12 protein-coding genes are annotated in these 21,084 nt (G+C 46.6%); 2 read left to right on the plus strand and 10 right to left on the minus strand.

Annotated features, from left to right (window positions below; genetic code table 11):
• Positions 1 to 3: 3 nt before the first annotated feature.
• The 4 genes from cysK to BLW31_RS08985 all read right to left on the minus strand — a co-directional run bounded on the left by cysK (position 4) and on the right by BLW31_RS08985 (position 4,114).
• The gene (cysK, locus tag BLW31_RS08970) at positions 4 to 951 is read right to left on the minus strand and encodes a cysteine synthase A (protein ID WP_010535875.1); all 948 of its coding nucleotides are present in this window, start codon (positions 949 to 951) and stop codon (positions 4 to 6) included.
• 122 nt (positions 952 to 1,073) lie between these two features.
• Positions 1,074 to 1,415 (minus strand): cupin domain-containing protein, encoded by a 342-nt coding sequence (locus BLW31_RS08975; protein WP_010535876.1) that lies wholly within the window; start codon positions 1,413 to 1,415, stop codon positions 1,074 to 1,076.
• Positions 1,416 to 1,495: 80 nt separating this feature from the next.
• Complete coding sequence (locus tag BLW31_RS08980) at positions 1,496 to 3,145, minus strand: glycoside hydrolase family 32 protein (RefSeq protein WP_029425141.1); 1,650 nt, start codon at positions 3,143 to 3,145, stop codon at positions 1,496 to 1,498.
• Positions 3,146 to 3,310: 165 nt separating this feature from the next.
• Positions 3,311 to 4,114, minus strand: coding sequence for an alpha/beta hydrolase (locus BLW31_RS08985; protein WP_010535878.1), 804 nt, complete (start codon positions 4,112 to 4,114; stop codon positions 3,311 to 3,313).
• Between the two features lie 445 nt (positions 4,115 to 4,559).
• On the opposite strand from BLW31_RS08985, the gene BLW31_RS08990 reads away from it, so the two are divergent.
• On the plus strand, positions 4,560 to 6,698 hold the full coding sequence (locus BLW31_RS08990; RefSeq protein ID WP_010535879.1) for a glycoside hydrolase family 31 protein: 2,139 nt from the start codon (positions 4,560 to 4,562) through the stop codon (positions 6,696 to 6,698).
• 283 nt (positions 6,699 to 6,981) lie between these two features.
• On the opposite strand, the gene BLW31_RS08995 is transcribed toward BLW31_RS08990, so the two are convergent.
• The 6 genes from BLW31_RS08995 to susR all read right to left on the minus strand — a co-directional run bounded on the left by BLW31_RS08995 (position 6,982) and on the right by susR (position 19,295).
• Positions 6,982 to 9,495 (minus strand): glycoside hydrolase family 31 protein, encoded by a 2,514-nt coding sequence (locus BLW31_RS08995; protein WP_032836618.1) that lies wholly within the window; start codon positions 9,493 to 9,495, stop codon positions 6,982 to 6,984.
• Positions 9,496 to 9,519: 24 nt separating this feature from the next.
• Complete coding sequence (locus tag BLW31_RS09000; RefSeq protein WP_010535881.1) at positions 9,520 to 11,298, minus strand: endo-dextranase; 1,779 nt, start codon at positions 11,296 to 11,298, stop codon at positions 9,520 to 9,522.
• Between the two features lie 14 nt (positions 11,299 to 11,312).
• A complete protein-coding gene (locus BLW31_RS09005) occupies positions 11,313 to 12,827 on the minus strand; it encodes a SusE domain-containing protein (RefSeq protein ID WP_029425143.1) in 1,515 nt (504 codons plus the stop codon).
• A 36-nt stretch (positions 12,828 to 12,863) separates the two neighbouring features.
• Positions 12,864 to 14,327 (minus strand): RagB/SusD family nutrient uptake outer membrane protein, encoded by a 1,464-nt coding sequence (locus BLW31_RS09010; RefSeq protein ID WP_371441490.1) that lies wholly within the window; start codon positions 14,325 to 14,327, stop codon positions 12,864 to 12,866.
• A 42-nt stretch (positions 14,328 to 14,369) separates the two neighbouring features.
• Positions 14,370 to 17,372 carry a SusC/RagA family TonB-linked outer membrane protein gene (locus BLW31_RS09015; protein ID WP_029425144.1) on the minus strand — a complete coding sequence of 1,001 codons (3,003 nt, stop codon included), beginning with the start codon at positions 17,370 to 17,372 and terminating at the stop codon, positions 14,370 to 14,372.
• Between the two features lie 231 nt (positions 17,373 to 17,603).
• Positions 17,604 to 19,295, minus strand: coding sequence for a SusR family glycan utilization regulator (gene susR / locus BLW31_RS09020; protein ID WP_010535885.1), 1,692 nt, complete (start codon positions 19,293 to 19,295; stop codon positions 17,604 to 17,606).
• A gap of 530 nt (positions 19,296 to 19,825) precedes the next feature.
• On the opposite strand from susR, the gene araJ reads away from it, so the two are divergent.
• Entirely contained in the window at positions 19,826 to 20,968 is a 1,143-nt protein-coding gene (araJ, locus tag BLW31_RS09025; RefSeq protein WP_010535886.1) for an MFS transporter AraJ, read from the plus strand.
• Positions 20,969 to 21,084: the final 116 nt, after the last annotated feature.

The following is a 21,084-nucleotide window of genomic DNA, read 5'->3' on the forward strand; positions in this document are numbered from 1 at the left end:
TTATTACAGAGGATACTCCTCGAAAGCGTACAGGATAGTAGATAAATAGCGTTCGCCTGTATCGGGCAGCAATACTACAATCATCTTCCCCTCATTCTCCGGACGCTTCGCCACCTGAGTAGCGGCATATACGGCGGCTCCCGAAGATATTCCGACCAGTAAGCCTTCTTTCTTTGCCAGTTCGCGGCTGGTACGAATGGCATCGTCATTCTGTATCTGGATAATTTCATCTACTACAGAAGCCTTGTACGTCTTCGGGACGAATCCGGCTCCGATACCCTGAATCTTATGAGGACCGGGCTTCCCACCGGACAGTACCGGAGAGTCTGCAGGCTCAACGGCTACAATCTTCACACTGGGATCACGCATCTTCAATGCTTCACCCACACCACTAACGGTCCCGCCTGTACCTACACCGGCTACGAAGATATCGACTTTCCCCTCGGTATCTCTCCATATTTCCAGTCCGGTAGTGCGTAGATGCATAGCGGGGTTAGCGGGATTCTCAAATTGTTGCAGGATGACAGATCCGGAGGTGGCAGCTTTCAATTCCTCAGCTTTGGCAATCGCCCCCTTCATGCCGTCGGCACCGGGAGTAAGAACCAGTTCCGCTCCCAGAGCTTTCAAAAGGTTACGACGCTCCACACTCATGGTATCGGGCATAGTCAAGATCAGCTTATACCCTTTTACGGCTGCAACAAATGCCAATCCCACTCCGGTATTTCCACTTGTCGGCTCGATAATGGTAGATCCCGGCTGCAATACTCCTTTGGTTTCCGCATCCTCTACCATAGCCAGGGCGATACGGTCTTTCACGCTTCCCGCAGGGTTGAATGATTCAATCTTCACTATCAGGCGAGCTTTCAGATCATTACTCTTATTATAATTACTTAGTTCCAGCAACGGAGTGTTACCTACTAAATCCGTCAATTTCTTTGCAATCTTTTCCATATATATCTGCTTTTAAATTCCTTTGTTTTAAGATATTACAAAGATAAGGGAGATTCTGTTCAGAGAAAATACCACATATGTGGTAATTTCGTACCACACATGTCTGACTCTCTGCCAAGATATCAGGATAAGAAATCGGATCTCATAGGGCTGAATGTATCAATCAGCACACCTGCTTCCAAGCAGACGCATCCATGAGGCTGGTCGGGTTCCACATAATAGCCATCGCCTGTGGAGAGAATTTCTTTCCGGTCGCCAATGGTCAGTTCGAACTTGCCGCTTGCCACATAAGTAGCCTGACTATGATAATGTTGGTGCATAGCGCCAACGGCACCTTTCTCAAACTCCACCTTCACCATCATCAACTGTCCGTCATATCCCATCATCTGGCGGCGGATGCCCGGAGCCGGATTTTCCCATTCCAGTTCTTTCTCAAACTGGAAAGCTTCGCTACGTGTTCTCATGTTCCAATCTATTATTGTTTATTACTGAGAAGCAAAGATAGCTTTTGTCTCTTTAATTACAAGCTTTGCCCGTTCACTATTTACCAGATAGATTTCACCGAGAATACTTCGAGGTTCTTGACTTCGATACGATTTCCCCAGAAATGGAAACCTTCTTTATTGTTCCTGTCCGGACGGCGTTCCATAGAATAAGAATACAGTCCGCCGTCTATAAAGACTTCGATTGTGGTACGGTCTATGTAAATATCGGCAGTCAGTTCCATGCTGGTCGGGTCTTGCGGAGAGTAGAAATGGCCGTTCAGCGTATTGGAGTTCATGTCGTAGCCAATCATTCGCTGTCCGAACAAGTTAAAGCCCGCATCGGTGGCGTGAGACAGCTTGATAGTTGTCTTGATGCGAAGACAATCGGCATCATAAAATTCTTTCAGGTTGCGGTTTGCCTCGTCCGAAGTCAGAGATTTCCATGAATGGACAGGAGTGAATAAAGATTCGGTTTCTCTTACCGGCACACTGACAAGGCGGATACCGTCTTTAGTGGTACGTAAAGTCAATTCCGTGGGAAGCATCATCATTCCATTGAAAGGCATTCCCGGATGAGAAACTCTTCCCCAGCCTATCTGAATGCGTCTGCCGTCGCTTGCCGGAATATTGTTATAGGTTTGGGCTGCATAGATGCTTCCGGTGGTATAGCAGTATTTTCCTGCTTCGGGCGTAAATACTTTACCGTCGAAAGAACCCAGCATATAAGTACCGGTGGCACCGTACATCACCCACTTCGTGTGGTTCTTGTCACCATCAACCGGCAATTCGAACAACTCGGGGCATTCCCAGAAACCTGTAACATGACTTTCATATTTCCAGTCTTTAAGATTGGCAGATGTATAAATAGAGTGTCCGTCACGTTCGTTCAGCACCATCACCCAATGTTTGGAAGGAGCATACCAGAACACTTTAGGGTCACGTGTATCCTGAGAGTTCCATTTCTCCTTGGAGTTAATTACCGGATTCTTATCGTACTTCGTGAATGTACGTCCTTTGTCCAGACTGTATGCTATTCCCTGCACTTGTCTGTCACTGCTGGCAGCCGTGAAGGCAGCAACCATGGCGGGAGTCTTGCCTTTATTGAATCCTGCGGTATTATCATAGTCGATTACTGCCGAACCGGAGAACATTGTTCCCAAATGGTCGGGATACAAAGCGTCCGGCAATTCGGTCCAATGTATCAGGTCCTTGCTGACTGCATGGCCCCAGTGCATGTTCTCCCAGTCTCTTTCGAAAGGATTATGCTGGTAGAACAAGTGATACTCACCTTCATAATAAATCAGTCCATTAGGGTCATTGATCCAACCTCTCCGGGTAGTAAAGTGGAACTGCGGACGATTCTTTTCCTTATACAGACTATCCTGTCCTGCGATTTCATCCGACTGGTATATCTGGCTGAGTCCTTTTTCATTGCCCTCGTAGGTTATCTTGATTGTTTTTCCTTTGAAGGCCGATACATCTTTGAATACCCAATACTCGGCTTTATCCGGCGCCAGACGAATAACGACGGACAAATCCGGCTTGCCGTTTACTTCAAAAATCATTTTCGCCCTATTTTCGGCATGAGAAACAGGGAAGTTCAGATACTTCTTCGTTACTTTAAAAGATACATCTCCTGCCATTGCCAGCAGATGAGAAGAAACAAGAATAAAAAGAGTCAGTGTGATTCTGCTGTTTAATGTCTTCATAGCAATAATCATTTATTATTAGTAGTTAGTAGTTTATAAAATCGGAGTAAATGTAGGCAATCCCTCCTATTCTGAATATAATAAATGATTCATAGCCTATGAAAAATGTAACATGTACCGGATATTTTCCTTCTATGACCTGCTCTTTGCATAACCGGAGGCATCTTATTTAAACCTCTTCACATAATTAACGATCAGATAGCAGGCAGGGCCGAGTACCTGTCCGTGGTCGAATCCCTGAAGCTCGTACAGGGTGACTTTCTGATTGCCTATATTCTTCAGTACGGATGCCAGCAGTGCATTCTCTTCGTACCGGTCTGCCATTTCCAGATTCTTGTCTCCCGTTATCAGCACAACCGGAGCCGTATCTTTACGGGCTTTATTTACCGGTGCAAATTCATCAATAATCGGGATTCCATTCGGCAGTCCGCGCTCTTTACGGATTGTAAAATGAGTGACTGTCTGCCCGCTCACCGGAAGATAAGCGGCTACACTGTCCGCATCTGCTCCGTATGCAGCCATATATTTCTTATCCATTGCCAGAATCAGCGTAAGATAACCTCCCGCCGAATGACCGGAAACAAAGATACGGTCCTTGCGGCCTCCGTACTTCTCGATATTCTTAAATGTCCACGCCACAGCTTCGGCAGCATCTTCTATATAAGCCGGATTCTTAGCTCTCGGACTCAGACGATAATTGACCGCTACTACCGCGAAGCCCTGATCTGTCAATTCTTTGGGCACAAACTTGCTTCCGCCTTCCATACCACCACCGTGAAACCATACGATGGTTGAAAAATCCTTCTTATTTTCGGGATAATAGATGTCCAGTTTGCAACGTTCCAGACGGTAAGCATCCGTTTCGGAACCAGATACATAAGCAATGTCCTTGTCGGTACGATAAGTATTCTGCGCCTGAACAAAGCAAGCACAAAGTAAGAAGAGAAGGAGAAAACAATTCTTTTTCATGGTTTTATTTATTTCAGTGTTTCAGTATTCTTTTCCAATAGGTGATATCCGGCAAATGCACTGCACCAGATGTTCCTTTATGGAATGCAATATTACGAATTTTTGATAAGAATAGAAAAAGAAATACTCACTTCAAACGGAAACAGATCTCGCCCCAAATATACGTAACTGATTCTCAATACATTAACAACGGTAATTTGAGGCATTAATATCCGTCGTCTCAGGTATTAATGTTTGTCGCTTCAGATATTAATACCTGTCATGTCAGACGTTAACAGCTGACAACATCAAGTATTAACGCCTGACAACCCGTCTATTGCAGATGAAAAACGCAGGTTCAAAGATACTTTATTCTTATATTTGCAATATTTCCACATAGCTTTTTAGTGGTAAAGAATCTCTTGAGAGTCTTATATAAATGTAACCATGATAAAAATAAACTGCAATGAAAAAACTATTACTTTACCTTTTCCTGATTACAGCAGGGCTCATCTCCACCGTACAAGTGTCCGCCCAGAAAGAGATTGCTCCGGGAGTTATCAAACTGCAAAAGGGAGAGATTGATACTTTCACCCCCTATTCCCTGTTTGGTGGCAAGCCTGTCATAGAAGCAATGAAGGCACTTCCTGCAGCCAAGTTGCCTTTTGATGCCGAAGACGTGCAGATAAAGATAACCGACCGGGGATGCCTGATTGAAGTTCCCCTGGAAGACAATGAACAAATCTACGGTTTCGGACTTCAATTCGAAACTTTCGGTCAGCGCGGTCTGCGCAAACGTCCGATAGTAAATGACAATCCACTGAACGGACTCGGATACACGCATGCCCCGCAGACATTTTATGTCTCTACCAAAGGATACGGCATTCTGGTCAACACAGCACGGTATACTACTTTTCTGTGCGGTTCCAACCAGAAAACCGAACACAGTCGTCAGCAAAGAATAGAAGAAAGAAAGCATATCGCTACCACTACGGAAGACCTGTATAAGAACAGGAGCAACGGAAACAAAATATTTATCGATGTCCCCGGTGCAAAAGGTATCGAAGTATTCGTCATCACCGGACCGGAAGTGCTGGACGTAGTGAAGAGATACAATCTTCTCTCCGGCGGAGGATGTCTCCCTCCGATGTGGGGACTCGGATTCAAATACCGTGTGAAAGGAGATGCTACGCAGGACTCCGTGATGCGTTTTGCCGATTACTTCCGCAACAACAATATCCCGTGTGACGTATTAGGACTCGAACCGGGATGGCAGACAGCCACTTATTCCTGCTCTTACATCTGGAGCAAAGACCGATTCCCGCAGCACAAAGAAATGCTGACCCGGCTCCAAGAGAAAGGATACAAGGTCAACCTGTGGGAACACGCCTACGTACACCCCAGCTCCCCCATCCGGAAGGCACTGGAACCTTACTCAGGCGACTTCCTCGTATGGAACGGACTGGTACCTGACTTTATCAAACCGGAGGCACACAAGATATTCACCGACTACCACCGCACACTGATAGATGAAGGTATCTCCGGCTTCAAACTGGACGAATGTGACAACTCGAATATCTCATTCGCCTCTGCCACATGGTGCTTCCCGGATTTGGCGCAATTCCCTTCGGGTATCGACGGTGAACAGATGCACCAGGTATTCGGTTCTCTCTACGTAAACGCGATGGACAGCATCTACCGTGCCAAGAACACCCGTACTTATCAGGATTACCGTTCGTCCGGCATGTTTATGTCTTCACGCAGCGCCGTGCTCTACAGTGACACATACGATCCCAAAGAATACATTCAGGCACTCTGCAACTCCGCATTCGGAGGGCTGTTGTGGTGTCCCGAAGTACGCGAAGCTCACTCTGCCGAAGATTTCTTCCATCGCCTGCAAACGGTGATTCTTTCTCCACAAGCAATGGTGAACGCATGGTATCTGCAATATGCCCCCTGGCTGCAATTCGACCGTGGAAAGAACGAACGGGGCGAGTTCCTGCCGGAAGCAAAGCAATATGAGGAATATGCCCGCACGCTGATCAACCTGCGCATGGAGTTGATTCCTTATCTTTATGCAGCTTTCCACACATACCAGCAAGAAGGAACGCCTCCTTTCCGCCCGCTGCTGATGGATTTCCCGAAGGATGAACGCCTGCGCACGATCAGCGACCAATACATGATCGGCGACGGACTGATGGCGGCTCCCCTGTATGAGAATAAGAAAGCACGGAAAGTCTACTTCCCGGAAGGAACCTGGTATAACTTCAATACCAACGAAAAGTATGAAGGCAACCGTGAATATGAGATTACAACCGAACTCAATCAATTGCCACTCTACGTACGTCAGGGAACACTGTTGCCTCTTGCCGAGCCTGTTCCCTATGTAGATGCACAAACCGTATTCAACCTGAACTGCAAAGTGTATGGTACTCCGACCGCTACCTGCCAGCTTTTCGAGGATGACGGTATAAGCTATGATTTCCAAAAAGGACAGTTCAATCAAGTCACCTTGAATGCGGCTAAAGGAAAGGTAAAGCTGACGAGAACGAAAGGTTGCAAGATCAAGAGATACCAACTCAAAGGCTACGAATTTATCAACTAAGATAAAAGCTACGGTCTACTGAAGTCAGGTCCACTGAAGCAAACTATCGCAAAGAAACAAGCTAGTAATTTCATGATTAGTTTCAACCGTTGAAACACTTAGTTTCATTGCTTGGAACAAAGTGTTTCAAGCAATGAAACTAAATGTTTCAAGCCGGGAAACAAAAACAAGAGTATCTGCCGTCCTGCAACCAATCACTATAAGCTAACTACTTATGAGCGTTCTGGTACAGACAGCAGATACTTTTTACTTTTACACTTACAAGAAGTGAGCCGAATCCAGACTATATATGCAGGGAAATCTGACTCTCTTCCCCCCGATCCGGCATGCGAAGACTGCAAATGCCGGTCTCCTTATCCCAGCTCCACACTAAGCTTTCGGTATCACTATCCATATTCTCTTCCAAACGTTCCGGCTTCACTTTCTTTACTTTCGTACCCTGAACAGTCACTCCTTTGGGAGCTGTCTTCAGATAGATGCGGAAAACAAAGTTCCGGGGACCGGGCACTGTATATCCTTTCCCTTCACGGGCACCAACCGAAAGATGATAACCGTCCTCATCCGTCCGGAAGCGAACGGGAGTTTTGGCAAACTCATCCCGCTGGTAACCGAGATTCTCTCCTTCATCTTCGTACAAAGTAAACGAAGCCTCTTCTCCCTTTGCCGCCGGAAAAACTTCAAAGATTAAAGGATAGACAGGCTTCTCATGCGTATAGTTCATCACCGGCATAGTCGGGATAACAGAACCTTGCTTTACAAACATCGGAATGCTGGACAACGGAGCCTCTACGGTAGTCCACTGCTCTCCGATGTAAGTCGTCTTCCGGTTGTTATAATCAATCCAGGTACCTTCGGGCAAGTAGACGTTCTTTGTACGCGCCCCTTTCTTCACTACGGGAGCCACCAGCAGTTCCTGTCCAAAAAGGAACTGGGCATCGGTAGAGAAAGTCTCCATGTCCATCGGATACTCCATGAAGAGCGGACGCATGATCGGTAAACCTGTGTCGTGAGCTTCGCGGGCATACGTATAAATATAAGGCAGCAAGCGGTATTTCAGTTCGATGGCTGCCTTTGCGTTCTTTTCCGCTTCCGGTCCGAAGAGCCAGGGTTCTACCGGGTTGTCGCCCTCATGATGAATGCGGCTCAGAGGATTGAATGCGCCGAACTGTATCCAGCGGGTATAAAGTTCCGCCATAGCGGGATAGTCTTCAATGTCTCCGCAATACCCGGTAATGTCACAGGTGGTAAACGGAATTAATCCCAGTCCGGCAGAAAGAATCACCGGAATCTGATTGGCCAGTTGCCCCCATCCCTGCGAAACATCGTCACCATTGCCGCAATCGCCTGTCCAGCCAAACGTATAGCGCTGCAAGCCCGCATAAGCGGCACGGGTCATCTGAAAAACACGACGGTCGGGGTTACGCTTTTCAAATTGTTCTTTCACTACCTTGTCCCAGGTCAGTCCGTAGACGTTATGGATTTCATCGTGCATGCCCAGATGATGTTTCATCACAAGGCGTTCGGTCTGCTCCTCATTGCTCCATGCCGGTTCGCCCATATCCGTCCAGAAGCCGGAGATGCCGTCATCAATAGGCTTCTGCTGATATGCTCCCCACCAGTCGGCTACGGCGGGCAAGGTAAAGTCCACTACTCCGCAGTTGCCTCCCCAGGGCCAGGGCATGTCGTAACTCTTGCCGTCGGTACTGTCTTTCACAAAGTAACCCAGACGGTCGGCTTCTTCCCACTGCTTCTTGTTGGCTTGTGAAATGACCGGGTCTTGTGATACCACGACTTTAAATCCCATTTCTTTCAGGTCGGACAGCATTTTCTTCGGGTCCGTGTAGTTTCCTTTCCGCCACTCGAAGTCCTGCAGATGTTCTGTCCAGCCGATGTCCTGATAGATGATATCGCAAGGGATTCCGCGCTGACGGTATCCTTCGGCTATCTCACGGCTCAGTTTCTCGCTGGTAAGCAGTCCCCGGCACTGAGCAAAGCCCAGTGCCCATTTCGGAGGCATAATGGGTTTGCCCGTCAAGCCGGCATACTGACCGATGATTTCTTTATAATCTTTTCCGAAGATGAAATAATAAATCATTTCGCCATCCGGTGCTTCGAAGCTATAGTAGTCACGGCTCTCGGTACCGAACTTGAACTCTGTCTTATACGTATTATCCAGAAAAATACCATACCGGTAGCTACTCATAAAGAAAGGAATACTTTTGTAGAGCGGGTCTTCCACTACACTGTAGCAGGGCTTGTCGCTGTTCCACATCTTATAAGACTCACCTCTGCGGTCCATCTTCCCCGTTTTCTCTCCGAGTCCGAAGAAGTGCTCGTCTCGGCGGAGTACCTTATATTCCACTTTCTTTGTCCCCTCGTTCACGTGTCCTTTGTCAGCATAGTCGCTGAACAAAAGCTTCTGATACTTATCGAATATCTGCAAACTCAACGGAGACTTATTCACGCGGATACGCAATTTCGCCGTGAAAATCTCGTAGCAGGCTGCCTGCTCATCCACATGTACTGTTCCCACGTCTTCCAGCTCTTCGTTGATCACTGCGAAGGAAGCATTTTTCCGTTGCAGTGTTCCGTCCGGCGAAAACCAGACCTTGACTACCGAAGGGCTGCAAAGCTGCAACTGCAACGCAGCGCTGTCCGCCAGGTGAAAAGTCACCCGGCGCCCTTGCTGTGTAAAAGAGGTGCATGTACGTACCGCATTTTCCGCCCATACCAGCGTTGGAAACATCAGGCACAGTGCCCACACCCAAAACCTGTATCTAATCTTCATACCTGTCATTTTATTCATTCTGTCTCAGCCACCTTATTCAGCTACAATCATGGTCCAATATTTCAGAGAAGGCAAAGTGAAAGAAACGACTCCGTTCTCTTGTGTAAAAGCCAGCTCCTGCAAAGCTCCCCCGTGTACATCCGGCGATGCTACCCACAGCTTGTTCACCTTTGCCGGCAGATTCATCTGCAAAGCCGCTTTCGTAATCAAAGCCGGTTCCGGCATAGTGCCGTCCACGTCTCTCCAGCTCAGGCTGTTCGCTTGCGAGAAGTTAAGGAGATGTATCACCTGCTTGTCGCCCACCTGTTTGGCATAGGTAGTGACCGACCCTTGTTGGGGAGGCCATACATTCAACTTCATTTCGCCGTTGGTACAGTTCATGGTGATGCTGTTCTCTGTTCCTCCGTCGCGAAGCAGATTCTGATACGACGTCAGGAAGTCGTAGTAATGAACCATCGCCGTTTTCAGCTCTTCGCTCATGGTCAGGTTCTCATTCGGGAAATATTCCTTGCACAGCATATGATCGCCTCCTAGTTCGAGGTGCGAACCACCCAAAGCAAACATTACGGCATCCGTCAGCAAGATACCCGGCGTATTAAACTCTCCCCGGTTATCTGCCTTGTTATAATTCATGTAGGCTGCAAAAACCGTATTCAACCGGTAGTTACCATATACTCCATTCTCATAAAGAATAGCTTTCAGATTGGTAAAGTCGGCCTCATCCGCCCATACTTCATTATAGAAGAAATCGACTTTGCCGCTCTCCCCTATCTGGCGGGCACCGTAACGGCTGACTGCGTTCATCACCAGACTCTTGTCCGGATGAACCTGCTTCATCGCTTCTATAAAAGAGGCGTATCCCTCGCGCAGGTTGACAGGAGTACCGCTGTAATCGTAAAGAGTACCGCGTCTTCCCAACTGGTCTATCTGATAACCGTCGAAGGCGAAATTAGCATACACATCGTCATTCCTTTCGGCAAGATATTCCTGCCATTCCTTGTTGGAAGGGTCTACCAGATAGATATTACTTTTCCATCCGCCCGGCAGGTCGTGACTGTCCTTAGTGGTATGAGAAGCATCCTTAAACAAGTACCATTCTTCCTTTACTCCATCCGCGGCAGCATCTTTCAAGGCTCCGAAACAAAGATTGTAGAACATGGATTTCATACCGAAACGGTGTTGTGCTTCAATGTAGTTCTTCACCGAACTTGTATAAACCTCACGGTTAGCAATGTCCATATATACCTCGTCCAACTGCGTGCGTGTGCCGCCCAACGGCCAGTGGTGCTTATTGTGCCAGTCCTGAAACTGCACCCAGTTGATATGGTGACGGTTCAGATATGCCATCTCTTCCTGCGTCTTCGCAGTTGTCTTCTCCTGACTGAAATCAGCGACAAAACCGTAGCGCGGGAAACGTGCCGGGTCACTGGATACATCTACCGCAATCGTGCCGACTATCACATCCGTGCCATTTTCCTGACGGTAAACCTCTGCCATGTATCCTTTGAAATCGGTGGCAGGCGGCTGCCACGTCCAGCCGGTACCGTTTACCGACTCCTCTCCGACCGTTTCACCCGAAAGGCGATAACGTACTTTGGTTCCGGCAGGCAGAGCGTTGTCTGCTGTAAATACCACCTTTTCTCCCGGTTTATAGAAAGCCTTATCCGTCGACAGGCCGACACTTAAGTCCGATGTTACCGGAGTCACTTCGGTCACACTTCCCGAAGCTCCTCCATGCTGCTGGTCCGACTCATGATCATCACTGCAAGCCATGCACAGGAAAGCAGCTGCCAAGTATATTATTTTCTTCATCTTGAATTCTTGTTTTATTGTTTCACAATCGAGATCGTCTCTTTCAACTGGTCAATCGTAATCCGATAAGAACCAGCTTCCTGAATATTCCACTTATTATCCAGACCACCCAAGTCCGCATCCGGATACATGCTGCTCAACTCTGCGTCAGACTTGGTGACGAACAAGGCTGTTTCCACCTCACCCGTCGGAGTCTTGCCATTCTTATCCGCCATAAACCAGTCTCCGCCCCAGTCGGACTGCTTATCGCATGAAATCTTCATCTCACCGGCTTTCAGCGTACCGCTCCATGTGAAGACGTAAGGACTGTCGGCACTCTTCGTCATCGGGGTAGCATTGTCCAGGCTCCATCCGTTCGGAGTTGCCTCACCTACCAGATACAGTCCTTCGTAAGGAGTGAACGGACGCATCAGCATCTTTTCTTTTCCTTTGCCTGTGTAGAACAGTACTTTATAAGGTTTGCCGCATTCGGTTTCCTTCATTTGCCATTTATTATCCTCGCCTCCGAGTACTACGGATGTCGAAGTGTACGGAGCATTTGCTGTAGCAGGATGAAAGAAGGCATCCGACTGGCCGAAGTCTGCCACAGAAGCGAATTTAAATTCTCCGTCTGCTTTCCAGGGGATGACAGCTCCATAATGGAACAAATCCATCTGAACGGCATCTTTGGACAGTGCTTCAAATCCCCAGCCATTGTCACCGGTAAACGAGCCGACAATGAAAAATTCTTCAAATCTCCAGCCGATGGCTTCCGTTTCGGTAAGAGTCAGCGACAAGTCGAGCAGGTCTACTTTTACAATGTACGTTCCTTCTTCACTCATTGTGAACGGTTCGTCCGGCTGGTCGCCTGATGTGCGGTAGGTTAGTTTGAGCGCTTCTCCGGCACTGGCGTCACGGTTGTATGACGGCAGGAAGTCTCCCAAAGTCGTTATAAACTTAAACGATCCGGCTGTCAGTTTTCCGGTCCACGTAAACTGTCCGTTGTCCGTACGCTCCATTGCCGTCGCTTCGTCGGCACTCCATCCTTTCGGAGTAGCGTCGCCAATCAAGTAAAGTGTGGTAGTAACCGGCTGGTAAGTAGTCACCGTGAAGGCAGCCGTTGCACTCTGCTTCTGATCTTCCATTCCGGCAACGACAGCTGTGATACGTGCTTCCAGCTCTGCTTTCACTGCATAGCCGATACCAAGCTGCGTATTCAGAAACTGGTTAAGTTCTTCTACTTTCTTTGTCCACTGGTACGTTCCTGTGCCCAAATCTACTGAGTAAGCATTGGCAAAGTCTGTTCCTGCCTCAGCCAGTTCCAGCGTATAAGAGATGCGGTTATCGCTTCCGTAATTCGTTCCGGTAGTCCACGAAAGGGCAAGCGCTTCCTGACTATGGTTCTTCTCGTTCAACACCAGCTCCTGCTGATTCACCGAAAGGGTAAGGGTATCATGTCCTTTATCTGTCTCCATATAATCCTCGGCACAGGCAACCATGGTTCCGCCGATGAAAAGAGAGCATAACAACTGATATATATATTTCTTCATCATATTATTGATCTAAATGAATGATTATAAAACAGATTAATAACCGGGATTCTGAGTCATCAGATGATTGGAGTCCATCTCTGTCTGCGGAATAGGCAGCAGGAGGCGTTCTTTGGTCACATTATTCTTACCGATGGATTTCAGGAATGTCAGCGCATAGTTTCCATTATCAATACGGATCATATCAAACCAGCGGTGTCCTTCAAAAGCTAGCTCCATCCGGCGCTCATGAATAATCTTCTCCCTCATTTCGGTCTGGGTCAGGGTAGTCGGCACATCTGCCAGCCCGGCACGCTGACGAACGATGTTCAGAGGTCCGGCAGCCAGTTCGGGATGTCCCTGTTCGTTCAATGCTTCCGCTTTCTTCAGCAGGACATCCGCATAGCGGTATACTACGAAGTTGTTGGGGTTGGTATTATACTCCGGAGAGACGGTCTTCGACACAAGGAACTTGCGCACATTATAACCTGTATTCGACCAGGAACGTCTGTACTCCATGCCGTCAAAAGCGGGACAGCCCTGATACAATACAGTTATGTCTTTCCGTAAATCACCGTCTTCGTATTGCTTGAAGAACTCTTCTGTAGGCAGGTTCCATCCATAAGCACCGGCTACCAGACTTGAATTACGAGGTCCCATGAAAGTCGACAGCCAGGATGACTGGTTATCACCGCCCCAGAAGTCATATTCCGTGCTTCCGGAGTATTGTACTTCGAAAAGGGATTCCGCACCATTGTTGATGGTAGCATCGAAGTTATCGGCATAATTGCATTGAGTCAGATCATATCCCATCGCGGCAATGTCATTGCATAGAGTCACGACTTCATCATAGTATTCGCGATGGTTAGGAGCAAGTGTCAGGTAAATATCCGCCAGCATGGCCATTGCGGCTTCTTTGCAGGCACGTCCTCTGTCGCTGTCTCCATAACTGCTCTTCGGAGGAAGCATCGCCACTGCATTCTTACAGTCGGAAAGAATCTGGGCATATACCTCATCTACCGTATTACGGGCAATATCCGTAGATTCTCCCGGCTCAAACGGTTGCAGGCGCAAAGGTACACCTCCATACAGACGCACCAGAATATAATAATAATGTGCACGCAGGAAATACGCTTCACCCATGCAACGGGTCTTTATCTCATCAGAGACAGCAGCCGAAGGCAGATTGGAAAGTACGATGTTACAACGTCCGATACCTACCCACGGAGAGCGCCATACGTACAAGGCAAAGCCATTATCGCTCTGGGCTATGAAGTTGGAAGCCTGAACAGTTTCCAGTCCGTCAGTTCCCCCTCCGGCACCTACCTCACTGTTGCCCGCAATGATATCAAGACTCCATATACGCTGGTTGTACATATTGGACGACTGGAGAGTCTTATAGCAGGCAGTGGTCAGTGCCACAGCAATCTCGTTCGTTACTTCCGATTCGGGATCGACTCCATATTTAGGATATTTATCTAAGAAATCGTTGCATGATGTCAATGCCAGCATGGCAAACATCATCACCAAAGTTGTTATCTTTTTCATATTCTTCCTCCTGATTTAAAAGTTAAAGTTCAAACCCATGCTGAATGTACGTGAAATCGGGTAGCGGCTGCTGTCGATACCATTGACGTCAACTTCCGGGTCGAAGCCGGAATATCCGGTAATAGTGGCCACATTCTCGCAAGAGAAGGAGATGCGGGCATTTTCCAGCTGAATCTTTTGCATCCACTTTTTGGGCAGTGTATACGAAAGTGTAATGTTCTTCAGACGGAGGTATGAACCGTTTTCTACAAATCTGTCGGATACACGGCAGTTCTGATTCGGGTCTCCCCAGATAGCGCGGGGCATGGAGTTGCTAGTTCCTTCGCCTGTCCAGCGGTTCAATACGGCTGTGGTCTGGTTGTAAGCGGCTGCCATTCCTTCGTTGTCTACATTGTTGGCATTATAAATTTTATTACCCGATACACCTTGCAGGAAAACAGAGAGTTCCCATCCCTTATAAGAAAAATTGTTGGTCAGAGAGAAGAACCAGTTCGGGTTCGGATTGCCGATTACGGTACGGTCTTCATCGTTGATGACTCCGTCGTTATTCAAGTCCCGGAAACGGATATCACCCGGAGCGGCTCCCGGCTGGGTAGCGTGGCGGTTTACCTCATCCCAGTTCTGGAAAAGCCCGTCAGTCACATATCCATAGAATACATTAATCGGATAACCGGCTCTGAGCATAGTCACGTAGGAGTTGCCCATCTGATTGATAAACATCGGGGTCTCACTGTTCAAGTCCAGAATTTCGTTCTTGTTATAGGTAGCCGTCAAAGCAGATTCCCAAGAGAAAAGACCTTTCATATTGATGGTACGCAGGGTCATTTCCACTCCCTTATTACGCATCTTGCCGGCATTAGTGAAGGTTTCGGTAGTATCTTCAAAGCCGGAAGTGATAGGAATGGAAGCTTTCACCAACATATCGGTTGTCTTCTTGATATATGCATCCAGCGAAAGGTTGACACGTGAGTTGAACAGGCTCATATCTACACCGAAGTTGGTCTGGCGCACTTCTTCCCAATGAATATTCGGATTGGAAAGGGTGGTCGATACCAAAGCGGTAGAATTATTGTTGCCGAAAGGATAGACTCCCGTATTATAGGAAGCAACAAAACCGTAGTTACCGATTTCCTGATTACCGGTCACACCGTATCCGATGCGTAGTTTGAGATCGTTCATCAGGAAGTTGTTGTCTTTCGGAAACCAGTCTTCCTGAGAAATGCGCCATGCCAGAGAGACGGAAGGGAAAGTTCCCCAACGGTTGTTCTTGCCGAAACGGGAAGAACCGTCACGACGTACAGTGGCTGTGAGCAGGTATTTATCTTCGTAAGAATAGTTGAGACGTGCCATCAGAGAAAGCAGTGCCCAGTCACTCTGGCTACCGCCGAGACTGTACATCTTCTCACCGTTGTCCATCTCGTGGATATTATCAAACATGAAGATATTCTTTTGAGCATTCAGATAGTCGTAGTTGTTCCATTGAGCAGAAGAACCAGCCATGACACCCACACGATGTTTCCGGGCGAAAGTATGATCGAATACAAAATAATTGTCCCACAAATAGGTGAACGACTTGTTATCGCTTTTATAGCGGGAGGATTCTTCTACCGGGTTCGGTTTCCAGTTATAAGCCGGAGTAAAGTTGTCGGCAAACCAGAATTTGGCATCATAACCGAAGGTACTTTTCAGCTTCAGCCATTTGGTAAAGGTGATCTCTCCGGTAATATTTGCCAGAAAGTTATATCCTTTGGTCTCATTGGTCATCATGTGCAGTGTACCGATCGGGTTGCGAATACTTCCGTACCATTGCGCCTCCTGCCCGGGACCGCTCCAACTGCCGTCTTCATTCTTCACCGGCTGGGTGGGAAGTGCTTTCATTGCATCTCCGATACTGTAAGATCCACCTTCTTTCACATCGGTACTGAACGTCAGGTTAGTCGTGAACTTCAGCCACTTATTGACCTGAGCATCGCTGTTGGCCTGGAAATTGAAACGACGGTAATTAACGCTTTCTACGATACCGGACTGATCGAGGAAACCACCGGATACATAGTAATGAGCCTTCTCCGTACCGCCGGAGTAGCTCACAGAGTAACTTTGTTTCACTCCCGTGCGCAGCATCTCATCCAGCCAGTTCGTTCCTGCTCCCAATAAAGAAGGGTCTGCCCAGTAAGGGTTTGTATTATCATCATTATTAGACAGCATATCATTGCTCAGGGCAGCATATTGAGCGGCGTTCAGCATATCAGGCACCTTGGTTGCATTCTGAACCGCCCAGTTGGCATTTACCGTTACCTTTCCCGCACCTTCTACACCACGTTTGCTGGTAATCATCACTACACCATTTGCACCACGCGAACCGTAGATAGCCGTTGCCGAAGCATCTTTCAATACGTCTACCCGCTCTACATCAGCCATGTTCAGAGAAGACAATCCCAAGTCGGTAGGGATTCCGTCGATGACAATCAAAGGGTTACTGTTATTGATCGTTCCCAAGCCACGGATTTTAATGGTAACATTGTCACCCGGCTTACCGGCATCGATAATCTGTACGCCGGATACCTTGCCTTGCATCGCCTGACCGATATTGGCTACCGGAGAGTCTTTGATATCTTTCACCCCGACAGAAGACACGGCACCGGTCAAATCGCTCTTTTTCATTGTTCCGTAACCTATTACAACTACTTCATCCAATACTTCCGTATCTTCCTGCAAAGTTACTTTCAACGAGGTTTTCCCGTTCACCGAAATGGTTTGCGTCTTATAGCCGACAAAAGAGACAGTCAGTGTGCTGTTGGCTGAAACACTTAATGAGAAGTTACCGTCTATATCGGTAATCGTACCATTCGTGGATTTCCCTTCTATCACGCTGGCACCGATAACCGGCTCACCTGCGGCGTCTGCCACATGTCCTTTTACTGTAATCTGTTGTGCAAATGCACTAAGAGATAGGAACAAGCCCCACATTATTAATAAGAGGCGGCGTTCAAAGCCTTTCGACTTCATGCTCTGTTTCATGTACAATAATTTAAAGTTAATATTAGGATTACTATTTGTTCTCGCTGAAACAAAAGTATCCACAATTAAACCCGCTTCTTTTGAGAGATAGCAAAAATATAGTGATTTATACAGTAACATACAGTATAAACCATTAATAATAAGATTATTATAGAATAACAATTATGCTAAAAAAGTAGTGGTTTTCTTACTTTTTCGTCTTACCGGTTTTCACTTTTCCCTTCATTTTCTCTATTCCGGGCGGGCGGCTTTCTCTTCCGTCTCCGCAACCTTCTCTTCTACCTTACCTATTTTCATCACTTTAGCCTCAAACTCATCTCGTTCGCCAAGTGCTTTATTACGGACACGCGTCCGGTAATTGTAGATGGTAGTAACAGAATAACGCAGGAATTGGGCAATCTTCGTACTATCCGTAATCCCCAGCCGGATAAGAGCAAAGATACGAAGCTCGGTATTTAATAGTTCTCCCGCCTTAGGTTGCATCGGCTCAACGAGCAGAGCATTGAATTCTTCCACGAAGTTGGGGAAGAGCTGCAGGAAGGTCATATCGAAATTAGCATAGAACTCTTTCAATTCTTCTTCGAGGAATTGGGAGGATTTGATTGCTTTATAGAGTTCTTCAACCTTACCAGCAGCCGCAGTCTTATTCAGAGAGCGACGGTACAGATCCATTTTGTCGAGGTATGTAGAACATTGGTCCATATATCGCCCGATATACTCTTCTTTGATATAGTTCGTTTCTGAAAGCGTATGGTTCATCTCTTTCAGTTGTGAATTGGAGTGATGAAGTTCTTCATTCAGCTCTTGCAACAGTGTATTGGTGTCAAGCACTTCACGACGGGCTGCCGCCACTTTCTTCATCTGTTTATAAACAAAGAAGACAGCTACCAGCAAAAAGATAGAAAGCAAGCTAATACAGATCAGCGATATCTTCATTTCCTGTTGCTGCCGCTTCGCTTTCAGTTGGTAGGCCTGATCGATGATAGGGAACACCTGAGAGATTTCTAATGTACGCAGACGGGCATTGCAAAGAGTAGCATCTTCTAACGAGCACTTCAGATAATTATAAGCGCGGTCTATATCTCCGTCCTCATAGACAAGAGAGGCCAGTTTCCGAAGAGATACATATTCTTTCACCGCCGATTTCAAATCGGCAATAGCCGAAAGAGCCAGATAGTGCTTTTGCCCTTTTTTATCTCCCTTCAGGCGATATCCTTCTGAAAGGGTGTAGGTAATCATAGCTTTGGAGTGTTCATCCATCGAAGGTCTTCTGTAATAATCCATCAGCATACGAATTGCTTCATCATATTGGGCATGGACTATACATTTATCAGCCATGACTAATACGTGCCCCAAAGAATCGGAAGCATTTATCTGCAAAAGAGAGTCCCGATACAGGTCTGTCATCCGGTAATATGCCTTCTTTTCTTTTTCCGTGACGGCATAGTCTCCCATCAGTCCATAGATGGTACGATATAAATGATAGTAATAGGAATACAGATAATCGGGCAATGTCTTCTTGTCTATCTGCCCCAGCTGCTCCAGAGCTTCTTTATACATTCCGGTTGTTCCCATTACCTCTGCCATATTCATCGCGGAATCATCCAGATAATCTTGTTTTCCCATATGAGAAGCCAGATTCTGCTTTCTTTGTGCATATACATAAGAAGAATCCAGATTATAGGCCCGATATTCATCGAAGAGCCTGCCACAAAACCCATAACGCTGTTCATCGGAAGTTGCTTCCGAAAGTAGTTTCTTCAGGTCAGCAATACGAGCTTCCTTCTCTGCTCCGTAAGTCTGGCGGTTCTTAATGATACCATCAATCTGACGAAGCAACGCGTCGGTACTCTTATCATCATTTCTTGCACAAAGCAAACAGGGAAGGACAACTGTCACGAAAATCAAAACAATCTTTCTCATAGTCTATGCATATTATTACTGCAAAGATAAAAGTCTTTCAGAAACCTCAAGCCTTTCTTACAATTATTATGATAAATGAGGCCATTAAAAAACAGACGGAGGATAATTATTATATTTGCAATAATTACATTTCTAATAATGGCCATAAATCTGGTCACACCAGGATAAAACAGATATGAAGTATCCGACAAATTATTAAGAGCCCGGCTATAAAGAAATTATTAACTATCTGATATTTAAAGAATATTTGTAAATAATCTCTTATAAAATCCTCAAAAAAGCGGTTTAAAGTCATTGTATTTAATCGGACTACTCATTGAACTGACTCCCTTTTCCTTTCTCCCGGATTGAGCTATTAGTGGATAACTCCATATATCCGTCCTACCTCTAAACCGTATAAATTGATTTAAATCAAAATCTTTCATGGCGAACTCACCCTGAGATATTTTGTTTTACCTTTGCGCTCCGATAAAAGTCACTTTTAAATAAAGTAAGGTAAAAAAAGTAACAGGTATTAGGTTAAGTTTCGTATGAAGAAGAGTCTTATTGCATTGGCATTCGGTACCCTCGGATTGGGTATCGCAGAGTTTGTGATGATGGGTATACTGCCCAATGTAGCGAGAGATTTACAGATAAGTATCCCTACTGCCGGGCATTTTATTTCCGCCTATGCATTGGGGGTTTGTGTAGGTGCCCCCGTATTAACATTGGCCCGGAAGTATCCATTAAAACATATATTGCTGGTATTAGTCACCCTGATTATGATAGGTAATATCTGTGCAGCCTTATCACCTAGTTACTGGATGCTGCTTATTTCCCGATTCATCTCCGGACTTCCTCATGGAGCCTATTTCGGAGTAGGTTCTATTGTGGCAGAAAGACTTGCCGATAAAGGTAAAAGCTCGGAAGCTGTCTCCATCATGATTGCCGGAATGACCATTGCCAACCTATTCGGTGTACCATTGGGAACTTCTTTAAGCACCATGCTTTCGTGGCGTGCTACCTTCCTGCTGGTAGGTCTTTGGGGAATCGTCATTCTGTATTATATCTGGCGATGGGTTCCTCATGTAGAAGGACTGAAAGATACCGGCTTCAAAGGACAGTTCCGCTTTCTCAAAACTCCGGCTCCTTGGCTGATTCTCGGTGCTACGGCATTGGGAAATGGCGGTGTATTCTGCTGGTACAGCTATATTAATCCCATGTTGACAAATGTTTCCGGTTTCTCTGCCGAAAGCATCACCCCTCTGATGATTCTTGCCGGATTCGGTATGGTCATGGGCAATCTGATCAGTGGACGACTCTCTGACCGTTACTCTCCCGGAAAGGTAGGTACTGCTGCACAAGCACTTATCTGTCTGCTGCTGCTGCTTATCTTCTTCCTCTCTCCTTACAAATGGGCGGCTGCTCTACTGATGTGCCTCTGTACAGCAGGACTGTTTGCTGTCTCCAGTCCGGAGCAACTATTGATTATCCGGGTAGCTAAAGGTGGAGAGATGTTGGGAGCTGCCTGCGTACAAGTTGCGTTCAATTTGGGAAATGCTATCGGTGCTTATGCAGGAGGACTTGCAGTTAGTGGTGGCTATCGCTATCCTGCCTTGACAGGTGTTCCGTTTGCGCTGATCGGATTTACCTTGTTCCTAATCTTTTATAAGAAGTATCAAGCCAAGTACTAGACTTTACAGCTTCCTAACCCCTTTATCGAATAAATACTGGATTTTCACCTTATTCTTAATCATTTTCGAATAGAGAGAAAAACCGAAGAATAAGAAGACCAATGGCACCATATTGA

Origin of the sequence: Bacteroides faecis MAJ27, assembly GCF_900106755.1 — a bacterium.
GTDB classification, from domain to species: Bacteria; Bacteroidota; Bacteroidia; order Bacteroidales; family Bacteroidaceae; genus Bacteroides; species Bacteroides faecis.

Excerpts from the sequence above, each read along its gene's own strand:
- cysK (WP_010535875.1), bottom strand. The coding sequence starts at position 951 with ATGGAAAAGATTGCAAAGAAATTGACGGATTTAGTAGGTAACACTCCG.
- BLW31_RS08975 (WP_010535876.1), bottom strand. The coding sequence starts at position 1,415 with ATGAGAACACGTAGCGAAGCTTTCCAGTTTGAGAAAGAACTGGAATGG.
- BLW31_RS08980 (WP_029425141.1), bottom strand. The coding sequence starts at position 3,145 with ATGAAGACATTAAACAGCAGAATCACACTGACTCTTTTTATTCTTGTT.
- BLW31_RS08985 (WP_010535878.1), bottom strand. The coding sequence starts at position 4,114 with ATGAAAAAGAATTGTTTTCTCCTTCTCTTCTTACTTTGTGCTTGCTTT.
- BLW31_RS08990 (WP_010535879.1), top strand. The coding sequence starts at position 4,560 with ATGAAAAAACTATTACTTTACCTTTTCCTGATTACAGCAGGGCTCATC.
- BLW31_RS08995 (WP_032836618.1), bottom strand. The coding sequence starts at position 9,495 with ATGACAGGTATGAAGATTAGATACAGGTTTTGGGTGTGGGCACTGTGC.
- BLW31_RS09000 (WP_010535881.1), bottom strand. The coding sequence starts at position 11,298 with ATGAAGAAAATAATATACTTGGCAGCTGCTTTCCTGTGCATGGCTTGC.
- BLW31_RS09005 (WP_029425143.1), bottom strand. The coding sequence starts at position 12,827 with ATGAAGAAATATATATATCAGTTGTTATGCTCTCTTTTCATCGGCGGA.
- BLW31_RS09010 (WP_371441490.1), bottom strand. The coding sequence starts at position 14,327 with ATGTTTGCCATGCTGGCATTGACATCATGCAACGATTTCTTAGATAAA.
- BLW31_RS09015 (WP_029425144.1), bottom strand. The coding sequence starts at position 17,372 with ATGAAACAGAGCATGAAGTCGAAAGGCTTTGAACGCCGCCTCTTATTA.
- susR (WP_010535885.1), bottom strand. The coding sequence starts at position 19,295 with ATGAGAAAGATTGTTTTGATTTTCGTGACAGTTGTCCTTCCCTGTTTG.
- araJ (WP_010535886.1), top strand. The coding sequence starts at position 19,826 with ATGAAGAAGAGTCTTATTGCATTGGCATTCGGTACCCTCGGATTGGGT.